Here is a 23,302-nt window from a genome sequence, read left to right as displayed (position 1 = left end):
GAAGAGAACTCAGAGTTAGTAGTGGTATAAGCACTAACTTTAGTTAGCACTCAGTACTACTGAATTTGTATGGCTTGTTTCATTTCGCGGACGGCTCTTTCGATTCCGACTAATGCGGCGCGACTGATTATGGTATGACCAATGTTCAGTTCTTCCATTCCTGGTAGTGCAGCTACAGGGTAAACGTTCCAGTAGGTGAGTCCATGACCTGCGTTGACGCGTAAGCCTGCTTTTATTGCTTGCTCACACCCTTGAGCTAATATGGCTAATTCTTGCTGGCGATTGGTTTCGCTTTTAGCCTCAGCGTACTGTCCGGTGTGTAGTTCAATAAATTGCGCTTTTATCTTGACAGATGCTTCTATTTGTGCTGGTTGTGCATCGATGAATAAACTAACTGGAATACCAGCGCTCTGCAATTTATCGACTATCTCACCTATTCTAGCAATTTGTCCGACAATATCTAGTCCACCTTCTGTGGTGACTTCTTCCCGCTTTTCGGGAACTAAGGTTACATAATCGGGTTTAATATCGAGAGCGATCGCTAACATTTCGTCTGTAGCGGCCATTTCTAAGTTGAGATGCGATCGCACTGTCTGCCGCAACAATAGCACATCTCTGTCTTGAATATGTCGCCGATCTTCCCGCAAATGCACTGTAATTCCATCTGCACCCGCTAATTCTGCCAGTACTGCCGCCGCTACGGGGTCTGGTTCTACTGTTCGCCGTGCTTGACGAATGGTGGCGATGTGGTCAATGTTAACTCCCAGTGTAGGCACCCTTGTATCTCCCTATCCATAATCCCTAAGTTTTGATTTTAACGGAAGTTAGCGATATTTAAGCAAGACGATGATGGTGGAGCGATCGCCTAAATTACAAAGTCGGATTTAGAATAATATTTACACCCACTATCTGAGGCGGTATGCTCTTAGAACTACAACAGATTATCGTCAAACCAGGACAAGAAATGTTGCTAAAAGATATTAGTTGGCAGCAGTTAGAGAATATTTTGGCAGAAATGGGAGAAAAACGGGCTGCACGTATTTCTTATAGTGATGGTTGGTTAGAAATTATGGTTCCTTTACCTGAACACGAAAAAGATAAAGAAATTGTTGGGGAGTTGGTAAGAATTTTATTAGACTACCTCGAAATTGATTTTGAACCTTTTGGTTCCACCACACTCAAAAATGAACAAATGCGCCAAGCAGTGGAACCTGATACTTGTTTTTACATTGAAAATCAAGCTGCTGTAATTGGTAAAAATCGTCTTGATTTAACTATAGACCCGCCACCAGATTTAGCAATTGAAATTGATATTACTTCCCGGACTCGATTTGATAATTATGAGATTTTGGGTGTTCCTGAACTTTGGCGATATACAAAACAAGGTTTAGAAATTTCATTGTTACAGGGAAGAAAATATATAAAAGCTCAATCTAGCCCTAATTTTCCTAATATCCCCATTGTGGAATTGATCAATGAATATGTTCAGCAATGTTTAACCATTGGTAGAAGTCAAGCTACGCGTAATTTTAGAACTTGGATCAACAGTAACTTATAATCATCTTTAATTGGCACAAGATTAAGTTTACACCGACTTAATTGATTTCAGAAATGCCCTCGCTTCAGCACTTGATCAACTTTTGGGGCTGTATCATCTACCAAGGTTTGAATTTTATCAATCATTTTCTGAAAAACATCAGGATAGTACTTTGACATCTCAATAAAATCGGCATACTCTTGTCTATGTTGCTGTCTTGACTCTGGAGTTTTATATTCTTGGCGAATATTTGCAGATATACGTTTCGATTTTCTAACAATTAACACATCATCAATTTGAGTAGCTGTAATAGAAACCGGAGTCATATCAAGAAACTCACATACTAAAAAGTAAAGTGAACTAGGAACTGCTAATTTTAGATCCCTACTGGTAGCTACAGCCTCTTGAAACATTGTTTTATCTAAGTTTGTCTTACATTCAGCACAAACATATCCAAGATAAGACTCTACCAGCTTAGAATTTGTAAACTGACTATCAAACGAAGTTTTTAAGTAAAGTTTTTTGCCTAAAACAAAATCTTGGTTTTTTGTTCTTAGTGTAGGTTCCCCACCTATTCCTGGATTTCCTAGTGAAGATAAAAAGCTTAACCCTGCAAAAGTTTTTTTAGGTCCGACTTCAAATGTATCATCTATTCCTTTCAAACTTCGATAAATTACTTGAGGAAGAAATTCTTCAAGAATAGTATTGTCAAGTTTAAGTTGTCCCTTCTGTCGATAAAGAAAATTATCTTGGCTATCGAAGATTAAATCGAGTTCAATGAATCTTTTATATTGATTTGTTGCTTCAACTAATTTTTGAACAGTATCAGGTTGTCCTTGTTCCACTGATTCTAGTGCTTGAATCCATTGCTTATACTTCTTTACAGCTTCTTCAAATCTTTCTTTATCGGCATCCGGTAATCTAGGATTTTTTAAGCAAGCAATAATTTTATCATAGTGAGGAGTTGGTAGTTGAGGCATTATTGTATTTTTGATATTAAAAAAATTAAGCTTTTTGGTAGTAATTCGTAGTCTGAAGATTGTAGAGAGGAGACTTACTTAAATTAGATATCTTCTCAATTGCTTCCATAAGAGCAGGCTTATTTTGTTCCGAAACAATTACTAATCCATCATTCATAACTTTCCGCGCAATATTTCTAGCAATTTCCTCAGTATCTTCTACAGATAAGCTAGAGTTTTTATTAGAAAGGTTAAGTAAATCTTCACGGACAACCTTACCAAATTTGTTTTTAAAGATGCGTTTTTGTGTAAGGTTCAATTCAAACAAGTTAGACTGAGTTGAAAGCTCTGAAATGATTTGTGAGTTGTAAAATGGGACACCTAAAACATTTGATTCATGACCTACTACAAATATAATTCTGGCATCGTATGTACAAACTCTTTGTAGCTCTCTAAGAACAAAAGCCATGTCTAAGCAATACTGAACTACTGTAAAAAATCGATTTTTTCGATTTGCTCTATTTGAACCAATTTCAGATTTAGCAATTTTTAGTAAATCCCAACCCAGTGCTTCTGCTGAAAGTCTATAGTTTTGATGATAATTAAATACATTAATATATGGGGGCGATGTAATAACAAAGTCTATACTATCAGTATCAATAGGAAGGGAGCGAGCATCACATAATAAGGCAGTGATTGGTGCTGGGGAGTAAGGAAAATTTTTTATAACTTGGCAAAGCTTATAGCAAATATTATGTATATACTCTGTAGTTAGCTTATTATTTGCCAAATCTAGTAGTATTACAAAGGTGTCGAGAATAATTGTTTCCCAGTAATTAGTTTCTTTATATAAATCAGGAATAAATTTTTCAAACTCGGCAACACTTAATTCCCTAGTCTGAGAATTATCAAAAAGCTGAGGTTTCGGAAAATAAGTTTCTAACTTTTCTGTGATTGAACTAACTAGCATCTCCCGGTTTTCTAATTGTAAATTCATTAGTTGATAAGTTCTACTCAAAATCCAAGCTGCTGGATTGACTTCACATCCATAAGCTTGTAATCCAAAACAGGCAGCCTCGTAAAGAGTCGTTCCACTGCCTGCAAAAGGATCAAGTATTTTAGCTTTTTTGGGACAATATGAAAGGAGCAAATTTTCAATTAATTGAGGAGAAAACTGACCACGCCAAGAAAAGATATTTGAACGTGTTTTATTTTCAAGATTCAAATTATTTTGTGGGAGAACAACATGAAATTCACTCAAATTTTGAGCTAAAAATTTGTCTCTCAATCTCTGAATTAGAAATGTATTGCTCTGCATTAGAACCAATAGCCTAGTATTTGCTTACTCCTAAAAGGATACACAGTAAATAGTGAATCAACATTTAATAAAAAATTATACCTGCTTTCTGGTTATGATTCATAAAAGAGTTTTTTTTAGCTATATTGTCTCCCCTTGACTGAGGGTATCTGATCAAGGTACAAATAAAATAACTTGAATCCCAAATTTATACCAATAACCGCAAAGTAATTTCCTTTCGCATTAACTTGATGCACTAGTATAAAAGCGCAAGGCAAACCGCCAAAAAGCGCTGGAAACCCAGAACAGCACCACAGCTAACACTCCAGCACCTATTGTCCAATTAATTTCACCCTGACCCAGCATCGCTTCTGCTGGGATAGTTGTTAAAAAAGCCACAGGTACTACAAAAGTAAAGAAAAAGCGGTAAGCGGTGGGATAAGCTACCATAGGGTATCTACCAGCTTCTAACAAACCTCGTAAAACTTCGGTGGCGTTGTATATTTTGACAAACCAGATGCTAGTTGCACCCAGCATAAACCACAAGCTATAAAGGATTGCCAAGCCGAATAATAACGGCAATGCACTCATGAGGTAATTATTGATTCCCAAACCCAGGTTTGTACCTGCATAGCCGATGATTAGACTGCCAAAAACTAAATCTGGTAGTCCCCAAGGTGACAAGGTATGAGTAGAAAGCCAAAACTGACTGCGGATAGGTTTAAGTAGGACAAAATCTAATGTACCTTCCTGGACATGGCGGACAATGCGATTCAGGTTTGGGGCGAGAAAGGTAGCTGCAAAGCCTTGTAGTAAGGTAAAAATTCCCAAAACTAATAAAGCTGCTGACCATGACCAGCCGGTAAAGGTGTAACCGGTACTGTAAAATAAGGATAATCCAAACAGACTGCCAGCGAGATTACCCAAACTGCTGAGGGTAGCTATGAGAAAATTAAGACGATACTCCATCTCAGCTGCGATCGCAGTACTCCAAAATAGCTTTAATACTTGCCAATATCTTCTCATTTTGCACCCTTAACCCAATATATTGCCAGCATAGCTAATCACCAACAATCTTAGCCAGATGATCAACTATTCAAACTAAAATGAAAGCATCGTGCATAAAGTGAATTCCCTAGTTTAAATGATCAAACTCGACCAATTTTTAAAGTTTATGGGTGTAGCCTCAACTGGAGGACAAGCCAAACTAATAATTATTGATGGTGGCGTAAAAGTCAATGGTGAAGTTGAAACCCGACGCGGACGAAAATTAGTATTAGGCGACAAAGTAACAGTAGAAGGAAAAACTTTCGAGGTCGATTTGTAATGTAACCCTTCCCGCCACAAATATATCCTGAACACCCTACCCAGCTTTTGGCTAACGCCAAACTTACCCTTTTCACTAACGGGTAGGGTTCGGAGTATGATGCTAAATGTCAAGAATATGCTCATCTAAAAATATCTAGTTTGCATCTTTAAATTACCTTAAACTCTTGTGGAGAGGGCAAAGATGCCCGCCTATGTTATGCGATTAGCTTATAGTTTTTTTAACATTTATTTTGAAATTGCAAATTCATAATTATATTTGTTTGTAATCGATATCACAAAATCATAATTTACAAATGTTCCATATTGGACATTCAAAGCTTTTCATGTATGCAATATATGATAAATGCAAGCTAGTTTACATTATAAAAATATTTATTTGAATTTTATAAGCATTTTTCAAAGTTCATCTTAATTTTTTTGACAATTCGTAAAAAAATCTTTAAGCTAAAAGATAGGTTACACAAATCAAACAGAATAAAGCAATTTTGTTAGATAAATTAAAAATTGCTGTTGTAGATGATCGGCATGAACAAATGAATTGAACTCAATCATTGATGATAAATAGTAACTGCATCCCGTGAAGACCACAGTAGAGACGTAGCAGTGCTATATCTTGCCATCAACCGGATTGCACCACGCGTATCTGATAGCTTGCGTGGCGTAGACATACAAACTCCGGTCAGGTGGAAATAATTGTAGTGGTGCGAGGGCTGTCAATATTGACGATTGAGGTGCAATAGATATGTCCAGGAGAACACAATGCTTGAGTATCTGACATCATTGAACGACCATAATTTGCCGTATCCAGATACGATGCACCCCATCGTTGTCCACTTTGTAATTGCGATGGTTTTATTTGCATTCTTCTGCGATATATTAGGCTATTTTACTGGTAGAACTCATCTTTATGAGGTGAGTTGGTGGAATATGTTTGTGGCTACTATCGCTATCTTTGTGGCGATTATTTTTGGTCAATTTGAAGCAGGTTTAGCACAACCTTACGACTTAGTTAAATCAGTCTTGAATGTACATACATTAGTTGGTTGGTCACTGTCTGGAATTATCGCCTCAATTACAGCTTGGCGCTATGTAATTCGTAGCCGCAACCCTCACAAATTGTCGATTAATTATATGTTGGCTGGGTTGTTTTTGACAGTGATTGTGGGCGTGCAAGTATATCTCGGAGATCAACTGGTTTGGGTATATGGACTGCACACAGTACCAGTTGTTGAAGCAGTCAAGGAAGGTATCTTGCCATGAACTCAGAACTCATTGATCAATTAAGCGCACAATTTGGTGCAAATGGATTACCTTACTCAATACCCATTCATCCGAACTTAGTCCATTTGACTTTGGGTTTATTCATCATTGGGATTACCTTTGATATTGTGGGTAAACTGTTCCCCTTCCAAAAATGGGTCTTCAAGTTTTTAGCCATTCCTGTAGAACAGTCCAACTTTTTTGATGTGGGCTGGTACAACATGGTGGGTTCTACCATCATTACTATTTTCACAGTCGCCGCAGGTTTTTATGAAATGCTGCTGGCAACCCCACCAGCCGACGTGAAAAGTGCCTGGGGAATGCAGGCAATGGAAACCATGATTTGGCATGGTGTGGGTGGCGTATTCTTACTAGGGCTGATTTCTGGCATGACCATTTGGAGAGGATGGCAACGTTTCGTTTGGAGTGAAGAGGCAAACCAACAAGTGCAGTGGAGTTATCTCGCCACAGGTATAGCAGTCATGTTAATTCTGTACGTCCACGGCACACTAGGGGCGCAAATGGCAGCTGAGTTTGGCATACATAATACAGCAGATAGCTTGCTGCGGTTGGGCGAAGACCTCAACACAATGCTGAAATAACCAATGTTGGTCATTTTCGATTAATGACACATGACTAACACTAATGACGAATAATTATGGAAATGCGGAAGATTTTAAATATTTTCACCGTGTTTGTGGGTGCAACCATAGTGACTGTAATCAGTCTCTGGATAGGACATCAGGCGTATACCTGGCTTCCCCCCCAAGCAGCAGCAGAGTCCGTGCTAATTGATGATTTGATTAGCTTCTTAGTTACCCTGGGGGCGTTCATTTTCTTGGGCGTAACCAGCACCCTGATGTATTCCCTGATTTTCCATCGGGCGGAAAAAGGCGACTTGACAGATGGCCCCCACATTGAGGGTAATGTCACTTTAGAAGTTGTCTGGACAGCCATTCCGATTATGTTGGTATTGTGGATTGCTGGCTATAGCTATCAAGTCTACGAACAAATGGGAATTCAAGGGCCGATGGAACTGGTACATTTGCATAATCCTGTGGGTATGGAATCGGCTTATGCCGCACCAAAAGATGAACCAGTCAACGCCTTGGCCGAACCTGTAGAAAACATTGATGTCCTGGCTAAACAATGGGCGTGGGTGTTTCACTACCCTGAAAAAAATGTGACTAGTACCGAATTGCATTTACCAAGCGATCGCCGGATACGTTTGGCACTAAAATCAGAAGATGTGCTGCATGGCTTCTATATTCCTGCATTCCGCCTCAAGCAAGATATAGTTCCTAACCACACCATTGACTTTGAATTTACACCCATCCGTGCGGGACAGTATCGGTTAACCGACTCCCAATATAGCGGTACATACTTTGCCACCATGCAAGCCAATGTAGTCGTGGAATCTCCCGAAGATTACCACCAATGGCTATCCCACGCTGCCACCCAACAACCCACAGCAGCACACAATCAAGCAGCCTCCGAGTATGCCCAAGCAGCTAGTCAGTCAGTCAAAACTGGTTGGACTACCGTTGCACCTGCGGCATCTCCTCTCGTAAATTATCCTGGTTCATAGGAAACTCACCGATGACAAATATCCCTCTCGCAGGCATCAGTCACCCTGGTGAGAAGCCAAGTGACTGGAAAACATACTTCAGCTTTAGCACCGACCACAAGGTAATAGGTATACAGTACCTTGTCACCTCATTTATCTTCTTTCTCGTCGGTGGTATCTTCGCCATGGTGATTCGGGGAGAACTAATTACACCCGAATCTGACCTAGTTGACCGTACCGTATATAACGGAATGTTCACCATGCACGGCACTATCATGCTGTTTTTGTGGACATTTCCTTCCCTAGTCGGTTTTGCTAACTATCTAGTACCCCTAATGATTGGGGCGCGAGATATGGCATTTCCCCGACTTAACGCCGTCGCCTTTTGGATGGTGCCGGTAGTCGGAACATTGTTAATGGCCAGTTTCTTAGTTCCTGGTGGTCCCGCCCAAGCAGGTTGGTGGTCTTATCCCCCAGTGAGTCTGCAAAACCCCACCGGTAACTTGATTAATGGTCAAGTGCTGTGGTTACTAGCAGTAGCCATATCTGGCGTATCCTCAATTATGGGGGCAGTTAACTTTGTCACCACCATTGTCAAAATGCGCGCCCCAGGCATGGGCTTCTTTCGGATGCCTTTATTTGTTTGGGCAGTATTTAGCGCCCAGATTATCCAATTGTTTGGACTACCTGCACTCACAGCCGGTGCAGTCATGCTGCTACTAGACCTCACAGCTGGTACAGCCTTTTTCAACCCCAGTCAAGGGGGTAATCCAGTCATGTTTCAGCATTACTTCTGGTTTTACTCCCACCCTGCCGTTTACGTGATTATTCTGCCCATCTTTGGGATTTTCTCCGAAATATTCCCTGTCTACTCCCGCAAACCATTGTTTGGCTACAAAGTAGTTGCCATTTCCTCAATGTTAATTGCGGTAGTCAGTGGTATTGTTTGGGTACACCATATGTATGTCAGTGGTACACCAGGCTGGATGCGGTTGATATTCATGCTGACCACCATGTTTGTATCCGTACCCACAGGCATTAAAGTATTTGCTTGGGTAGCCACCATTTGGGGCGGTAAACTGCGGCTAGATACAGCCATGCTGTTTTCCCTGGGTGCTTTAGTAATGTTCGTCTTCGCAGGTATCACAGGAATTATGCTGTCCTCCGTACCTGTAGACGTACACGTAAACAACACTTACTTTGTAGTTGGTCACTTCCACTACGTTCTCTTTGGCACAGTGACGATGGGCTTATATTCTGCCATCTACCACTGGTTTCCCAAAATGACCGGCAGAATGTACTACGAAGGCTGGGGTAAACTACACTTTTGGTTAACATTCATTGGTACTAACCTCAACTTTTTACCCATGCACCCATTAGGGTTGCAAGGAATGTTACGCCGTGTTTCCTCCTACGCCCCAGAATACGAATTTTGGAACATTATCGCTAGTTTAGGCGGCTTCCTTTTAGGAATGTCCACCCTACCCTTCATATTCAACATGATAGTGTCCTGGATGCAAGGAGAAAAAGCCCCCGATAATCCTTGGCGCGCCATAGGACTAGAGTGGATGGTTTCTTCACCCCCTCCAGTAGAAAACTTTGAACAAATTCCCATCATCATTTCCGAACCCTACGGTTACGGCAAAACAGAACCCTTAACAGCCAACAACCCCGCATTAAAAAACGCAGACTAAACTCCCTCCGCGCACCTCTGCGCTTCCCTTCGCGTTCCTCTGCGTTTAAAAAAGGAGAATTTCCCTCAATGGACAGTTCCATCAACCCAGACGAATTACAACTACCTCACCATCACCCAGGCGTTGAACACGAACACGACGAAGAAGGCAACAAAATGTTTGGCTTCATCGTGTTCCTCCTCTCAGAAAGCGTCATCTTTCTCAGCTTCTTCGCCGGCTATATCGTTTACAAAACCACAACTCCTAACTGGCTACCAGCCGGAGTTACGGGACTAGAAATCAAAGAACCTGCAATCAACACAGTCATTCTAGTTTCCAGTAGCTTCGTGATTTACTTAGCAGAACGCGCCCTGCAAAACCACAACTTAAAGGGATTTCGCCTATACCTTGGGGCGACAATGGCAATGGGTAGCTACTTTTTAGTAGGGCAAGGTATTGAATGGAGTAACCTAGAATTTGGCTTTACTTCTGGGGTATACGGTGGAATGTTCTATCTGCTAACTGGTTTTCACGGTTTGCACGTTTTCACCGGTATTCTGTTGCAGTCAATTATTTTTGTCCGTTCTTACCTTCCTGGTAACTACGATTCAGGTCACTTTGGTGTGAATGCTACTTCGTTATTTTGGCACTTCGTTGATGTGATTTGGATTGTTTTGTTTATCCTAATTTATCTTTGGCAATAAGTTTTTGGGGATACTTCACTTGAGTGGGTCGTGTCCCCAATTCTTTACTCCTTTCCCAACTGCCCAAGGTTTCATTGATAACTGTGGTGAATAACTCATGGAGAGGGATGTTCATTGCTTTCGCCATGGCCGAAATTACACTTTTGGAAGCAAAAGAACAATACAAGCCGGCTTCTAAAAACCAGGGTTGTCCCGTTGGGTCGATGCGGAAATCAAATAAACTGTAGTGGCGACAACCCAAAGCCTGATGACAGATTTTAGCGATTTCTTGAACTCTTTGGGTAATGGGGTCGCTAGGGTCTACAATCCAAGCTTTGATATTATCTTTCGCTGTTAAATGCAATTTACCATCATCAGTTTGTTGGAGTTTATCAGCATAGCTGCGGATAGGTTTCTCCTTAGGATCTAATTTATATTCTTCTAGGGGTAAACCCACTAGTTCCCCATCTTTAACAAGAATACCACATCTGACCTCCCGACCGAGTTCGATGAATGTTTCTAAAATTACTTCATCTGCATACTCAAATGCTTTTTTTAAAGCAGTTTCATATTCACTAGCTTCTTTAACTAAAGCCACCCCTAAAGAGTTGTCAGAATTTACAGGTTTGATGACTACTGGAGGTGTAATTGTCGGTACATCTCCGGGGCGAAGCAGTTCTCCTTGAGGTACTTTCACCCCGGCGGCGGCGACAATTGCTTTGGTTCTGGCTTTGTGGCTTGCTGTTGCCATGACATCCGCAGTATTACCTACGTAGGGGATTTTGAGTAGGTCGAATAGGGCGCGGTAGTATGTCATTCCGGGAATACAAAACATTTGGGGTAGCACGAGGTCAATGTTTTGTGTTGTAACAAATTTTATAGCCTCAACTAAAGAAATTGGTTTAGTAATGGCGATATCTTCTGGATTCAGGGAGCGAGGAAATCGCCACTGGCCATCCGGTGTAATGTATGCTATGTGAAAGTCATAACGCGATCGCTCTGCTGTTGCATTCAAACAATCTTGGGCGTAAAGCCGTGACAAATTGCAGTAAAAGTCATTCTGTGCGGAACCGACTAAGTGCAGGATACGAAGTAATGGCATAGTTTATTAATATGGATTATTGTCACGCAGAGGCGCAGAGGCGCAAAGGTAAAGAGGGTTTTTAGAGACATAATTGAGTCGAAACCCCTGACTAAATCGGCGTGATAACTGTTAACTGTTAACTGATTTAGTCGCCGTCTAGTTCTACGAGTTTGCCAATGTTGAAGTCTATTTTTACCCAACCTTTGAGTTGTTGCAGGTTTTTTAGCAGTAGTAGGGGAATCTGCCAGTGATGTAGAGTTAAAAATGGTACAGGATCATCTAGCTGGAAAATTGCATCTGTACCTTGGAATAGGGTATTTAGGGCTGTTTGCAATTGTTTCCAGGAACGTATACCTGTTAATCTCCAGATTTCGTGATATATCCAGTAGGTGGGTTTGCTATTTGTTAGGGGTTCTAATGGTGCAGCTAGGGTAGTTTTATCTAGGTAAGCTGCGGCTACACCAGGATGATTGTAGAACATGGTGATGGCTGAATGGGTGCGGGGATTGCATTCAATGGCGTACACTGTACCGGATTCCCCTTGGATAAAGTCGAAGGAAATTTGCCCAGTTAGTGACAAACTTTTAACGAAGTGTTGCACCCATTCCCGAATTTGGGTATTTTCTACGTTTTTATAGTTGATTTGAAATGCGGAAGAGTCTGAACAGCAATGCAGTCTTAATTCTCCGTCCCGGACTGTGCTATGTGTGCATAACTCCTTACCAGGAATAAACTCTTGCATAATCCAAGGGTTTTCTTCGCTGATGGGTAAACTGTTGACAAAGGCGGCTGTATCTTCTGGGGTATCGCAGGGAAGTTTAGTTAAATTTAAGCGGCGAACGGAATCATAAGCAATATTTTTTAAGATATATTTGTGGGTTTCTTGACTAAAATCAAAATTGATCACTTGCTGGGCATCTGTGATTTTAAAGGATTTGGGGACAGATAAACCAAGCGATCGCGCCTGAGCAGTAAAGGCAAATTTATCATCTAGCATTTTGGTAACATCTGCGTCAAAGTGGAAAACTTGGCAGTATGCTGATAATGCCGGCTTTGCTAAAGAGTCGTAGTAACTAGCTACAGGACTGCATACAGGTACATAAACGTCAACTTGCTCTTTTTTAACGATTTCTACCAACGCCTGGATATAGCCTTCTGGGTCTGATTGGGGTGCGGGGACTGTATAAAAACCACTGACGGCTTTAGAGAATCGATGCCCAGATAACCAGTATTTGTGACCTTCAATCAAAATCACTCTGTGTCCGGCTGTATGAAAGCAACGAGCCAATTGCAATGCTTTGGTCATCTTGGCTCCACTTACCAAGATAGTCTGGGGATGAGACGCGACTACAGCTTTTTGTCTAAAAGGTAACTGTACAATTCCCCACAATAAAGATATCAAGACGATTAAAGCATTGAACGGCAAAGCTATCAGTAATAATATCAAAGTACCCAGGGTCTGAAATAAAGCCACTAACTTTACCCAAACACCCGTTGAAGTCCCTGGAGATTTCGCCAGAGATAAAGAAATTGATTGTGTCATAAGTCATTTAAAAAAAGGGGTATCCTCTTAACTCTGTGTCCTCTGCGTCTCTGTGGTTAAATAAATGACTTTTAAAACCACAGAGGCACAGAGAGCGCCGAGAAAGAAAGTTTACGCGACGCGTCTAATGAGGGTGACACCATCTCGGATAGGTAACAAAACTTGCTCTACACGAGGGTCAGCCGCAACAACACGGTTAAACTGGGCGATCGCTTCACCATTAGCGGTACGTTGTGCTGCTGGGAGGTATACTTGTCCTTGCAGCAAAGTATTATCGACGCAGATTAACCCGTCGGGAGTCAGTAAATCATGCTCCAAAATTGTTTGGAAGTATTCGACATACTCCTTTTTATCTGCATCGATGAAAATCAAATCAAATGCTTCTTTTTTGGCTGCTAACTTGTGAATTGTCTCTAAGGCTGGTGCAACCTCAACAATGATTTTTTTGCCGTGGGGAGACTCACTAAAGCAATCCTGAGCAAATTGAGCCACATAAGGGTCTACTTCACAACCTATTAGTACTCCATCGCTGGGTAGTGCTTCTGCCATTGCCAAGGCGGAATATCCTGTAAACATTCCCACTTCGAGAATGCGCTTGGCTTTGGTGATATGAACAAACATTTTTAATGTCTGTCCTTCTAGATGTCCTGAAAGCATTTCCTGCTCTAATTGACGCACGGTTTCTTGATTACTAAAGCGTTTTCCCCAGTCTTCTTGACTGGTTTTCTGCGCTAATGCTCTTAATGCGCTCGATTCGGGGGTGGTGTAATCATCCAAATAGGGATCTAAACCTGCGGCTAATTCCACTCCCTGACGCAAAGAATCTAATATTTCTGGGGAAATGTGACTCTCTTCGGCTAATTTGAGTGTTTTTTGGAGATATGCCACTAAAATGCTGTGTGGCGTGATTGGTCTAGCTGTTTCTTTTCCGGCAACACTGGTCATATCTTCACACTCCCAATAGCTTGGCTGCTTGACTTTCAATATATGCGTCAACGCCTGCGCCACCACGGGGGTATTTAGCACAAAGACGTTTGTGTTCAGCCAAAGCTGTATCCAGTTCTTCACGGGTCAAATCATTGACAAAGAAGCACTCACCAATGGGACGAGGCATAGCTGCCCGTTGTTTGCCGTCTCGTGTTAGACTAATAGACTCGGTAGCATCCCAAAGTAAATCGCTATTCAGTAGGGGATGATCCAGAGATAAACCAATTTTACTCATTAAATCAAGGATGCGATCGCGTTCTCCTGTGGGAATATAGCCCCGTTGTGCCGCAATAGTTGCAGATAAAGCCATATCTATATTCACCGCGTGACCATGATAGAGGGGTACGCGAGGCGCTAATTCTAGGGTAGGACTCCAGGTGTGTCCATAGGCAATCACTCGATCCAAGTCTAATTCATGCAAGTTAGGAGTCTCTAACTCCAGCATGGTTTTGATGGCTTCGTAGTTAACTGTATGGGCAATCTCTTTAATTTCCGGTGTCGCATTCACATATCCGAAGTGAGTTGAAAGCAGTTGTTCGCCATATTCGTATAGCAGTTCAAACACTTGTGAGTTAGACACCACAGCAATTTTTACTAACTCTGCCATCCCATTGCGAACTTGAGATGTGGGCAAGGTCTGCAAAAATGAAAAATCCAGAATTACTTTCAAAGGTGCGTGATATGCTCCCAAGCGATTTTTTAACTTGCGATGATTCACTGCTACCTTAATCGCTACACCTGCGTCAATTAAACCAATTAATGTGGTCGGAATGCGAATGTAATTACTCTTACGACGGTAAGCTGCACAAGCAAATCCAGCCACATCAGTAACTAGACCACCACCGACGACTAAAACTGGTTCTTTACGAACTAAGCCAAAGTCGGAAAAAGCATCAACAATTTTTTCAAAAGTTGCCAGGCTTTTATCTGGTTCCGAAATGATGATGGGAAATACTGTGAGTTCAATGTCATAGTGCTTAAAATATGACCTGATCTCCTTGCCATAAAGTTCATAAACATTGGCATCAATCACAGTCAAGCAGCGCCCAAATTTAGCGTAGCTATCGGCAATTTCGCGGTTTTTGAGATCAAATGCACCATTCACATAGACAAGACTAAAATCAATTTTTTCGTACCCTTCTACGTGAAATGCTGTGGCTGTAGCTTCAAAGGATGCTTGTACTTTATTCATGTCTGTTGACCTTATTCCAAGTAAAAAAATTGTGAGATTACGGTATTTAAGTCCGATTTACCCTAATGCAAGCCAGCCAGAAATTATGCTATTTATTCTTTGAAATTAAAGGCACGATAAAATGGGCTTTCAATCAGAAAACTGCATTTTATTCCTGACTGGTAATGTTATTCAACAACACCATTCATTTGAGTAACTTCTTTACGTGGATTAACCTCTAATTCGAGATTATCTCTCAATTAGCCAACTAGTACAGCAAAGCATAAATAGGCATAGGATTTCCAAAAGTTCAAAATTCCTCAATAAAAGCCTTTTGACTTCTTCACAGATGCACTAGTCCTTTTATGGACATAACATTGGCACTTTGTTTTTCAGTATTTTGACTCTAATTGGCAAAGATTCATCTGAATTAAGATTCATTCCACTATCTTTAATTCTAATGGCTTGCCAATGGTGAGATTTCGTAAAAATCCTATCCTGGAGAAATGTTCATATCGTTTATCTCCAATCTTTAATTTGAGTTGAGAACCCTGATTAACTCTTAATTCGCTGTTTCTAAGCATGATCATCAAACCTTATATTGCTAAACTCGCTACATTCTATTTGGCTGAGAATGACAGTGGACTTTGAGGAATTTTTCCGTATTTTAATTAATTCCACTTGTTTTTGACAATAGCAACTTTCCCATCGTGAAACTTGGCAAAACTCCTATATTTCTCAACTACTAAATATGGTCTATTTACTAACTGAGGTGGGAAATTATCCCCACAATTAATTATCAGACACCTATTTTTTGGTATAAGTCTGAAAATATACAAGGGCTAAAAAATTAGATGATTGATTACATTCATTAAGAATGTGGGTATGGTTCCTGTCTTGTTCACCTAAGTTACTACGCAGTATTTAAAATAACTACCTTAGTAGCTCCTGAAAGTTCAGAAATTTAAGATATCTGAGTGAATTGTAACTAAAGTTTAAGTTTGTTAAGGAACGGTTGTGTGTCTCGTAAACTCTAAATATGTTTTAATTGGCTGTCTAGATTTAAATTAAGCTATTTTAGCTTAAACTAACAAATAATTTGCTAGTCGATATCTTAGAGCCAGTATACAAAACATAACACTAGAATAATACAGATCATAACATAATGTGAATCATTAAACCAGGATTTTTAGCGAATGAACGTAAAAACTAGGGTTTCAGCCCTAATAATCAGTCTGAGGGTATAGCGATCGCTGTTAGCAATAAATCTGCTGGTTTAAAAAATTACAATACTACTCATCCTATTAGCCGTGACTTGTATCACTGGGAACTATAGGAATCCGGTTTGGTTTCTGCATTTATTCGTAGAGGTAGGGAATAGGGAATAAGGAATTTTATCAAAATTTAAATAGGAGTCCCATAATACATTGCGTAAATAAAGCAACCATTAAACCTTTTGAATTTTGAATTTTGACTTTCGCCTGGAGTGCAAAATTTAGGTAATTTGGGTTAAAAAAGAAACATGAAAATAATTAAGCCGATCACTAATTGGTTAGAAACCCATGCTATTGCCCCTGCACATAGCGGGTGGGTGTTAGGAGGAATTGCTATTTGTTTTTTTGGAGCTGCTGTGAATACTATGGCGGGCTGGCTATATGCTATTAGTGGCATTAGCTTTGCACTTTTAGGTATAGCTGCTTTTTTGCCCCCGCGATCGCTTGTGGGTTTATTGGTCAAACGTCGCCCCATGCAACCTGTCTCAGCAGGGGATGACTTGACAGTGGAATTAGAAATCTGCAATCAAACACAGCACCCTGTCAGCTTGTTCCAAGTCGAGGATATATTACCATTTGTCTTAGGAAAACCAGTTAAAACGGTTATTGAAACAATTAACCGTCAAAGCAGTTACCGTTGGGTATACTATCAACCAACTTCGCAACGAGGAATATATCGCTGGCATACAGTCGAATTAGGTACTGGTGAGCCTTTAGGATTATTTTGGTGTCGCCGTCAGCGTCATTGTGCAGCTACAGCCATTGTCTATCCCACCGTATTACCTTTGGCTACCTGCCCTCTAGTGGATGAAATGGGGCAAGAAGAGAGCAGACGAGGTGATCCCCGTGGTAGACCTTTACAGACAGCAACATCTGGATTAGTGCGATCGCTCCGTCCATACCGCATGGGCGATCCTACTCGGCTAATTCACTGGCGGACAAGCGCTCGTTACGGGGAATTTCGGGTACGGGAGTTAGAAATAGTTACAGGTGGACAAGATATAATCATTGCCCTTGACAGTGCGGGGAATTGGGAAACAGATAACTTTGAACAAGCCGTAATTGCCGCCGCATCGTTGTATTTTTATGCCCAACGCCAGCAAATGCAAGTACAATTATGGACAGCATCCACAGGTTTAGTTAAAGGCGATCGCGTAGTTTTAGAAACCTTAGCAGCAACCACATATCAAGAAGAAATTAGCACAAGCGATCGCAACTTTGCCGAACGTCAAAGCCAAGCCTTAATTTGGCTAACTCAAAACCCTTTAAGCCTGACTTCCCTAACACAAGGCAGTCGTTGGGTATTATGGCAGAATCTGACTTCACCAACTGAAGAAGCGGTAGTTAATCGAGACTATCCTGGCATAGTGGTACAGAACGAACAAGAACTGCAACCGCAACTGCAAAAGTCATTACGTTTATAGTCAACGGGTATGACTACGCCACGCCAAATGACTAATAATAATTTTAATCAACCCGTCCCGACTCGGTTCTTACTCAGCACTTTGCTATAACTCTGAATATCCCAGATTTTTGATTTCGATTTATTCAAGTTGGGGAAATCCCCCAGCAATAGCCCCGTAAGGCTGAGGTACAATGCAAAGAAATATTTAAATTATGAGCGCCGATCCAATATGATCTCATCAGAAAATAACACAACATCCACAGATAAAAGCCTTGAGGCAATGCGGCACTTTTCCGAACAGTATGCTAAACGAACTGGAACATACTTCTGTTCTGAACCTTCTGTAACCGCAGTCGTGATTGAAGGACTAGCAAAACATAAAGACGATTTAGGTGCGCCTTTGTGTCCCTGTCGCCACTACGAAGACAAAGAAGCCGAAGTTCATGCTACATATTGGAATTGTCCCTGTGTACCCATGAGGGAACGCAAGGAGTGCCATTGTATGCTATTTCTGACCCCAGATAACGAGTTTGCTGGAGAAAAACAAGAAATTACTTTAGAAACCATTAAAGAAGTGCGAGACAGCATGGGATGAGTGAAATTATCCCCCCAGAGTTTTGGCAAGGAGTAGAACAGTTTAATTCTGGACAGTTCTATGCTTGTCATGACACTTTAGAAGCCTTGTGGATAGAAGCCAGCGAACCAGAAAAAACCTTTTATCAAGGCATTCTGCAAATTGCTGTCGCACAATATCATTTGGGAAACCGTAATTGGCGAGGTGCAGTAATTTTACTGGGAGAAGGCAGCAGTCGCCTGCGGCGTTACCCATCTGTTTACAGCAACATTGATGTAGACGAGTTATTGAATCAGAGTGCAGCACTGTTGTCAGAACTACAGCAAATGGGAGCAGAAAAGTTTAGTGCTGGTGACTTGGATAATCTTCAGGCTTTGCCTTCCCCCAAAATTGTGCTAATTAACCCGTAAAGTTAACCCCCTCATGGACTCGTTCCCGGCCTGAGCTGGGAATGCAGGCTTTGGGGATACTCTCTCAAAAATCATCCATGATAAAAATCAATTCAAGACTGCTATAAATGTGGATATTGGCGAAACCTTAAGGCTTGACACAGCGTCAATCCTCCAAGTGATGATCCCAAATTACTCCAGAATGTAGATTTTTGGAGAAAAAAATTGAGATAGTCAATATACAAGCTAATATCCTAACCTCGTAATTACAATTATGATGTCCTGTTATCAATTACCCGGATCACAAATGCGTCGCCTGGGATTAATCTTGATGCTACCAGCTGCACTCTTGGGTACTTTTACATTTCCGACTCATGTCCAAACTGCTACTGCACAGGCCTCTAAACAAAATAGCCCCCTTACCATCAGCGCTGATGTGCAAGAATATAACGCCAACACTCAAGTAGCAACAGCTCGCGGTAACGTGCAAATGTTGTATCCTGCTCGCCAGATTAAAGCAACAGCTGCTCAAGCACAATTTTTTAGTCAGGAACGCCGCATTGATTTGAGTGGGAACGTTTATATTTTACAAGAGGGAGTCAATAGTATCCGTGCGGAAAAAGTGACTTATCTCATTGACGAAGGACGTTTTCTGGCGTTACCTCAATCCAACCGTCAGGTAGAGTCCACCTACATGGTGAATGATACCGAAGTTGGTAGACAATCTAATTAGTATCAATCCCCTATGCCGAGTCATTAGTTAACCAAAAGCACTATAGCTAACATAGCGTAGTCAGGGTATGCACCCCAAATGACCAATAAAAGGCAAGGGGTACAGGGTGCAGAAGACGATAACTTCCCAATGACCAATGACCAAAATAGGCGCGAATCGTGAAAATTGTTTTAGAAAATATTCACAAATCTTACGGTAAGCGAAATATCGTTAATCGCGTCAACCTTTCTATTTCTCAGGGTGAAGTGGTTGGGTTACTCGGCCCCAATGGTGCGGGTAAAACGACAACCTTTTATATTGCTACAGGCTTAGAAAAGCCCAATCAGGGGAAAGTCTGGCTGGATAGTATGGAAATAACTGCAATGCCTATGCACAAAAGAGCGCAGTTAGGCATTGGCTATTTAGCTCAAGAACCAAGTGTTTTTCGCCAACTTTCAGTACAGGAGAATATTCTCTTGGTGCTAGAACAAACTAATGTCCCACGATGGGAATGGTCAAGACGAATGCAAGCTCTACTGCACGAATTTCGCCTGGAAAAAGTCGCTAATAGTAAAGGAATTCAACTTTCTGGAGGGGAAAGACGACGGACAGAATTAGCTAGGGCGTTAGCTGCGGGAAGAGAAGGCCCGAAATTCTTATTTTTGGATGAACCATTTGCGGGTGTAGATCCCATCGCAGTTTCTGAGATTCAAAACATTGTCGCACAACTAAGCGATCGCGGCATGGGTATATTAATAACAGACCACAATGTCCGCGAAACCTTAGCCATTACAGACCGTGCCTATATTATGCGTGAAGGACAAATCCTCGCTTTTGGTAATCCTGAAGAACTTTATAATAATCCCCTAGTCCGGCAATACTATTTGGGAGATAACTTTCAAGCTTAAATTCGTCATGAATACTTTAATTGTTTAATTTTTGATTAAAACTTAATTAATGAAAATCATCAGATTTTGTCATGGAATAAATTAGGAGACTAACAGAGGAACTACAAATAAATCTCGAATTTCTGATAATTATCAAGGAAATACTTGTGCTTTGCTATGCCTAATACAGCTTGGCGTAAATAAAACCACCATTCTAAATAAATCAAAAGCCTATTTATAAGCCTTTTGACTTTTGACTTTTGACTTTTGACTTCCGCGTAGCGGTGCTAGGGTGTCCATACTTAATTTTGATAGTTCCTTATGATCTCAAAGAAGCTCAATTCTTTATACAGCCTCAATTCGCTGTTGCCTTTTACGCTCATGGACCGCTACCTGACTAAAGAATTGGTAGCACCATTTTTATTTGGTGTGGGGGCATTTTCATCCCTGGGTGTCACCATTGATGCTGTGTTTGAGTTAGTGAGGCGAATAGTGGAATCTGGATTGCCAATCAGCGTTGCAATTCAGGTTTTTTTACTGAAATTCCCCAATTTTATTGTTTTAGCCTTTCCCATGTCTACGCTGCTGGCTACTTTGATGACTTATAGTCGTCTTTCGAGTGAGAGCGAACTAATTGCTATGCGTGGCTGTGGAGTAAGTGTCTATCGCATGGTGCTAACGGCTGTGATGTTGAGTCTGTTGGTGACAGGTATGACATTCGTTTTTAATGAACAAATAGCACCAGCCGCAAATTACCAAGCAACTATTACCCTAGAAAAAGCCCTCAAGTCAGACAAACCAACTTTTCAACAGTCAAATATCTTTTATCCCGAATATCGAGACGTTGAGCAGCCAGATGGTAGCAAAAATAGGATATTGTCACGCTTATTTTATGCTGACCAATTTGATGGTAAGCAGATGAATGGTTTAACAATTATCGACCGCACCACAGAAGGTTTGAATCAAATTGTCGTATCAAATTCTGCCCAGTGGAATGCTTCTCAAAACGTTTGGGATTTTTACGATGGTACGGTTTATTTAGTAGCTCCTGACCGCTCCTATCGCAACATTTTAAGATTTGAACATCAGCAGTTACAACTACCTCGCACACCATTAAATTTAGTTGAAAGAAGCCGAGACTATGGCGAAATGAATATTGCTGAATCTTTAGAACAATTAGAAATCGAACGTATTGGCGGCGATAGGCAAAAAATTCGTAAACTGCAAGTACGTATTCAACAAAAATTTTCTTTGCCATTTGTCTGCGTAGTCTTTGGCTTGGTAGGTGCAGCGATGGGAAGCAGACCCCAACGTAGCGGAAAAGGCACGAGTTTTGGTGTGAGTGTCATAGTAATTTTTACTTATTATTTAATTTTCTTTATCAGTGGTGCAATGGGACAAGCCGGTGTTTTATCTTCCTTTATGGGAGCTTGGCTACCTAATTTCCTGTTTTTAGGGGTAGGTTTATTTTTATTGATGCGGGTTGCTGAACGTTGAGCGAAGAGCCAGGGGCGCGGGGAGAGCTATGAAAGCTTACCGAGGGATAACCGCTCCCATGCTCCCTTTGACGTAAGAAGTAAATGTATAGCTTTGTTTAGTATTTATATAGCAGTGTCAATATAGAGAAATGTTAGGGAGTGATAATTTTAATGAGTCGAAAGGTACTATAAAGTTATAGCAACCGCCAAGGAAGTGAGGATATTCTTGATTCCTCAAAGCCTTGACATAGGGGCGGGTTTATTAAAATTATTGTTTGTAATTGAGTATATCTGTTATAGCTGGATTGGCGTAGCCATACTCACTCATACTTAGTTCTATCCAGCACTCAGCACTTATTATGCCAAATCGTCATTATCCTCCTGCCTATTTACGTTATCTCAAAGCCAGGTTATTAAATTTAACCAGACCTAGTATTTGGGGAACAGCAATTTTTTTATCTGTCATCGGCCTGGTAATTCGGGAGTACTGGTATAACCCAAATCTGTTTATTTACAATCAAGACGAAGAAGTTACTGCCCTTGAGGGTGATAATTCTGCTATTTCCGCAGAAGACAAAGCCGTTGCAGCAGATATTGATAATTTACCAGTTTTGTTTAAAGATTTAGAGCAGGGAAATCTGCCGATTATAGTTAATCTTCCTCCTGCAAAATCTCAGCCCAAGAATAACAACAATTTACTCAAGGAAGTTAACAAAAAACAATCTTCTAACAGTGCAGGATTAAATCCGGCAGCAGGTACATTTAATAGCACTTCTGCACTTCCAGGGCAGAATCCTTTTATTTCAGAAGCTAAAAACTTGTTGCAGCCGGGTGGGGTGAATATTGGTAATCAGTTTTTAGGTATTAACTCTTTAGGCACTTCATTACAACCAACAGGAACAACAGCAACATCTTATCTATCAGGTGTTGGCGTTAATCAAACCGACAATAGTCAAAATAATGACTCAGGGAGTTTTTTACCAACACCACTTAATCAATCAAGCAACCAAACTTTGCCTAGTTTAAATGGTGAGACTGTCAATCCAATCAATGCTTTAGGACAAACTTCCTCGGTTGGAGTTATGCCAATCCAGCCTAACAACAGTTTACCTAGAACCGGGTTAAATTCGCCGACTGGTATTCAAGCAACTGTAGCTGTACCAAATAACCTACCGCCAAACTCATTCAATAATGTCAATAATATCCAAGGATTGCCTAACCCAGTACAGCCCACAACCTTGACACCACCTGTTAGCTATGGTATGCCAACTGGCGTACAAACTAATATGGAACCCTACTCTACTATTCAGCCTCCAATTCCCAATCCTCATAATTTTACACAGATATCCCCAGTGGTAGCTGATCAAAATGGTAATTTAATTTGGCGATCGCCTAGTCAACAAATGCCGTCTAATTCCTTAAATTCTCCCCCAACATCAGGACAAAATACACGTACAATCCGGAACAATAATTTGAGAAATTTGGGATTTTAA

22 protein-coding genes are annotated in these 23,302 nt (G+C 40.9%); 14 read left to right on the top strand and 8 right to left on the bottom strand.

Features of this window, described 5'->3' with window-relative positions; genetic code table 11:
- Nucleotides 1-56 precede the first annotated feature (56 nt).
- Nucleotides 57-776, bottom strand: coding sequence for a pyridoxine 5'-phosphate synthase (locus VB654_RS16250; protein ID WP_323214814.1), 720 nt, complete (start codon nt 774-776; stop codon nt 57-59).
- A gap of 143 nt (nt 777-919) precedes the next feature.
- Here VB654_RS16250 and VB654_RS16245 point away from each other — a divergent pair, with 143 nt between their 5' ends.
- Nucleotides 920-1,558, top strand: a complete 639-nt coding sequence (locus tag VB654_RS16245) for a Uma2 family endonuclease (RefSeq protein ID WP_323214813.1) — start codon at nt 920-922, stop codon at nt 1,556-1,558.
- A 47-nt stretch (nt 1,559-1,605) separates the two neighbouring features.
- Here VB654_RS16245 and VB654_RS16240 read toward each other — a convergent pair whose 3' ends face one another.
- The 3 genes from VB654_RS16240 to VB654_RS16230 all read right to left on the bottom strand — a co-directional run bounded on the left by VB654_RS16240 (nt 1,606) and on the right by VB654_RS16230 (nt 4,819).
- Nucleotides 1,606-2,517 carry a Bpu10I family restriction endonuclease gene (locus VB654_RS16240; RefSeq protein WP_323214812.1) on the bottom strand — a complete coding sequence of 304 codons (912 nt, stop codon included), beginning with the start codon at nt 2,515-2,517 and terminating at the stop codon, nt 1,606-1,608.
- Nucleotides 2,518-2,542: 25 nt separating this feature from the next.
- Nucleotides 2,543-3,784, bottom strand: coding sequence for a DNA methyltransferase (locus VB654_RS16235; protein WP_323214811.1), 1,242 nt, complete (start codon nt 3,782-3,784; stop codon nt 2,543-2,545).
- 252 nt (nt 3,785-4,036) lie between these two features.
- Nucleotides 4,037-4,819, bottom strand: a complete 783-nt coding sequence (locus VB654_RS16230; protein WP_323214810.1) for an ABC transporter permease — start codon at nt 4,817-4,819, stop codon at nt 4,037-4,039.
- A 118-nt stretch (nt 4,820-4,937) separates the two neighbouring features.
- Here VB654_RS16230 and VB654_RS16225 point away from each other — a divergent pair, with 118 nt between their 5' ends.
- The 6 genes from VB654_RS16225 (at nt 4,938) to VB654_RS16200 (ending at nt 10,326) form a co-directional block, all read left to right on the top strand.
- Nucleotides 4,938-5,120: an RNA-binding S4 domain-containing protein gene (locus tag VB654_RS16225; protein ID WP_323214809.1), complete on the top strand. Its 183-nt coding sequence runs from the start codon at nt 4,938-4,940 to the stop codon at nt 5,118-5,120.
- 761 nt (nt 5,121-5,881) lie between these two features.
- Nucleotides 5,882-6,382 (top strand): DUF2231 domain-containing protein, encoded by a 501-nt coding sequence (locus VB654_RS16220; RefSeq protein WP_323214808.1) that lies wholly within the window; start codon nt 5,882-5,884, stop codon nt 6,380-6,382.
- On the top strand, nt 6,379-6,984 hold the full coding sequence (locus VB654_RS16215) for a DUF2231 domain-containing protein (RefSeq protein WP_323214807.1): 606 nt from the start codon (nt 6,379-6,381) through the stop codon (nt 6,982-6,984). Before VB654_RS16220 ends, VB654_RS16215 begins: the two co-directional genes overlap by 4 nt.
- Nucleotides 6,985-7,040: 56 nt before the next feature.
- Nucleotides 7,041-7,970, top strand: coding sequence for a cytochrome c oxidase subunit II (locus VB654_RS16210; protein WP_323214806.1), 930 nt, complete (start codon nt 7,041-7,043; stop codon nt 7,968-7,970).
- Between the two features lie 11 nt (nt 7,971-7,981).
- Nucleotides 7,982-9,643, top strand: a complete 1,662-nt coding sequence (gene ctaD / locus VB654_RS16205) for a cytochrome c oxidase subunit I (protein WP_323214805.1) — start codon at nt 7,982-7,984, stop codon at nt 9,641-9,643.
- Nucleotides 9,644-9,711: 68 nt separating this feature from the next.
- Nucleotides 9,712-10,326 (top strand): heme-copper oxidase subunit III, encoded by a 615-nt coding sequence (locus tag VB654_RS16200; protein WP_323214804.1) that lies wholly within the window; start codon nt 9,712-9,714, stop codon nt 10,324-10,326.
- On the opposite strand, the gene VB654_RS16195 is transcribed toward VB654_RS16200, so the two are convergent.
- From VB654_RS16195 to VB654_RS16180, 4 genes are all read right to left on the bottom strand, one after another.
- Complete coding sequence (locus VB654_RS16195; protein WP_323214803.1) at nt 10,301-11,407, bottom strand: D-alanine--D-alanine ligase; 1,107 nt, start codon at nt 11,405-11,407, stop codon at nt 10,301-10,303. The two genes, VB654_RS16200 and VB654_RS16195, sit on opposite strands and share 26 nt — an antisense overlap.
- 127 nt (nt 11,408-11,534) lie before the next feature.
- Nucleotides 11,535-12,932 carry an ATP-grasp enzyme gene (locus VB654_RS16190; protein ID WP_323214802.1) on the bottom strand — a complete coding sequence of 466 codons (1,398 nt, stop codon included), beginning with the start codon at nt 12,930-12,932 and terminating at the stop codon, nt 11,535-11,537.
- Nucleotides 12,933-13,043: 111 nt separating this feature from the next.
- Entirely contained in the window at nt 13,044-13,877 is an 834-nt protein-coding gene (locus VB654_RS16185) for an O-methyltransferase (RefSeq protein WP_323214801.1), read from the bottom strand.
- Nucleotides 13,878-13,881: 4 nt separating this feature from the next.
- Nucleotides 13,882-15,111, bottom strand: coding sequence for a sedoheptulose 7-phosphate cyclase (locus VB654_RS16180; protein WP_323214800.1), 1,230 nt, complete (start codon nt 15,109-15,111; stop codon nt 13,882-13,884).
- Nucleotides 15,112-16,612: 1,501 nt separating this feature from the next.
- Between VB654_RS16180 and VB654_RS16175 the strand changes: the two genes are divergently transcribed.
- The 7 genes from VB654_RS16175 to VB654_RS16145 all read left to right on the top strand — a co-directional run bounded on the left by VB654_RS16175 (nt 16,613) and on the right by VB654_RS16145 (nt 23,302).
- Complete coding sequence (locus VB654_RS16175) at nt 16,613-17,788, top strand: DUF58 domain-containing protein (protein WP_323214799.1); 1,176 nt, start codon at nt 16,613-16,615, stop codon at nt 17,786-17,788.
- A gap of 210 nt (nt 17,789-17,998) precedes the next feature.
- The gene (locus VB654_RS16170; RefSeq protein ID WP_323214798.1) at nt 17,999-18,364 is read left to right on the top strand and encodes a ferredoxin thioredoxin reductase catalytic beta subunit; all 366 of its coding nucleotides are present in this window, start codon (nt 17,999-18,001) and stop codon (nt 18,362-18,364) included.
- Nucleotides 18,361-18,753 (top strand): DUF309 domain-containing protein, encoded by a 393-nt coding sequence (locus tag VB654_RS16165; RefSeq protein ID WP_323214797.1) that lies wholly within the window; start codon nt 18,361-18,363, stop codon nt 18,751-18,753. The genes VB654_RS16170 and VB654_RS16165 overlap by 4 nt, the downstream gene beginning before the upstream one ends.
- A 253-nt stretch (nt 18,754-19,006) precedes the next feature.
- The gene (locus VB654_RS16160; protein ID WP_323214796.1) at nt 19,007-19,465 is read left to right on the top strand and encodes an LptA/OstA family protein; all 459 of its coding nucleotides are present in this window, start codon (nt 19,007-19,009) and stop codon (nt 19,463-19,465) included.
- 158 nt (nt 19,466-19,623) lie between these two features.
- On the top strand, nt 19,624-20,352 hold the full coding sequence (gene lptB, locus VB654_RS16155; protein ID WP_323214795.1) for an LPS export ABC transporter ATP-binding protein: 729 nt from the start codon (nt 19,624-19,626) through the stop codon (nt 20,350-20,352).
- A 360-nt stretch (nt 20,353-20,712) separates the two neighbouring features.
- Nucleotides 20,713-21,828: an LptF/LptG family permease gene (locus VB654_RS16150; RefSeq protein WP_323214794.1), complete on the top strand. Its 1,116-nt coding sequence runs from the start codon at nt 20,713-20,715 to the stop codon at nt 21,826-21,828.
- Between the two features lie 340 nt (nt 21,829-22,168).
- Nucleotides 22,169-23,302, top strand: a complete 1,134-nt coding sequence (locus VB654_RS16145) for a hypothetical protein (protein WP_323214793.1) — start codon at nt 22,169-22,171, stop codon at nt 23,300-23,302.

This window comes from Nodularia sp. UHCC 0506, from assembly GCF_034931045.1.
GTDB lineage: Bacteria > Cyanobacteriota > Cyanobacteriia > Cyanobacteriales > Nostocaceae > Nodularia.
Note: the sequence above shows the minus strand (reverse complement) of the source record. Positions and strands in the feature narration are given on the sequence as shown.

Bases quoted from the DNA above. Each gene is read 5' to 3' on its own strand.
- VB654_RS16245 (WP_323214813.1), top strand. From the start codon at position 920: ATGCTCTTAGAACTACAACAGATTATCGTCAAACCAGGACAAGAAATG.
- VB654_RS16200 (WP_323214804.1), top strand. From the start codon at position 9,712: ATGGACAGTTCCATCAACCCAGACGAATTACAACTACCTCACCATCAC.
- VB654_RS16170 (WP_323214798.1), top strand. From the start codon at position 17,999: ATGATCTCATCAGAAAATAACACAACATCCACAGATAAAAGCCTTGAG.
- VB654_RS16215 (WP_323214807.1), top strand. From the start codon at position 6,379: ATGAACTCAGAACTCATTGATCAATTAAGCGCACAATTTGGTGCAAAT.
- VB654_RS16195 (WP_323214803.1), bottom strand. From the start codon at position 11,407: ATGCCATTACTTCGTATCCTGCACTTAGTCGGTTCCGCACAGAATGAC.
- VB654_RS16175 (WP_323214799.1), top strand. From the start codon at position 16,613: ATGAAAATAATTAAGCCGATCACTAATTGGTTAGAAACCCATGCTATT.
- VB654_RS16145 (WP_323214793.1), top strand. From the start codon at position 22,169: ATGCCAAATCGTCATTATCCTCCTGCCTATTTACGTTATCTCAAAGCC.
- VB654_RS16230 (WP_323214810.1), bottom strand. From the start codon at position 4,819: ATGAGAAGATATTGGCAAGTATTAAAGCTATTTTGGAGTACTGCGATC.
- ctaD (WP_323214805.1), top strand. From the start codon at position 7,982: ATGACAAATATCCCTCTCGCAGGCATCAGTCACCCTGGTGAGAAGCCA.
- VB654_RS16190 (WP_323214802.1), bottom strand. From the start codon at position 12,932: ATGACACAATCAATTTCTTTATCTCTGGCGAAATCTCCAGGGACTTCA.
- VB654_RS16220 (WP_323214808.1), top strand. From the start codon at position 5,882: ATGCTTGAGTATCTGACATCATTGAACGACCATAATTTGCCGTATCCA.
- VB654_RS16240 (WP_323214812.1), bottom strand. From the start codon at position 2,517: ATGCCTCAACTACCAACTCCTCACTATGATAAAATTATTGCTTGCTTA.
- VB654_RS16160 (WP_323214796.1), top strand. From the start codon at position 19,007: ATGATGTCCTGTTATCAATTACCCGGATCACAAATGCGTCGCCTGGGA.
- VB654_RS16180 (WP_323214800.1), bottom strand. From the start codon at position 15,111: ATGAATAAAGTACAAGCATCCTTTGAAGCTACAGCCACAGCATTTCAC.
- VB654_RS16225 (WP_323214809.1), top strand. From the start codon at position 4,938: ATGATCAAACTCGACCAATTTTTAAAGTTTATGGGTGTAGCCTCAACT.
- VB654_RS16150 (WP_323214794.1), top strand. From the start codon at position 20,713: ATGGACCGCTACCTGACTAAAGAATTGGTAGCACCATTTTTATTTGGT.
- VB654_RS16185 (WP_323214801.1), bottom strand. From the start codon at position 13,877: ATGACCAGTGTTGCCGGAAAAGAAACAGCTAGACCAATCACGCCACAC.
- VB654_RS16210 (WP_323214806.1), top strand. From the start codon at position 7,041: ATGGAAATGCGGAAGATTTTAAATATTTTCACCGTGTTTGTGGGTGCA.
- VB654_RS16165 (WP_323214797.1), top strand. From the start codon at position 18,361: ATGAGTGAAATTATCCCCCCAGAGTTTTGGCAAGGAGTAGAACAGTTT.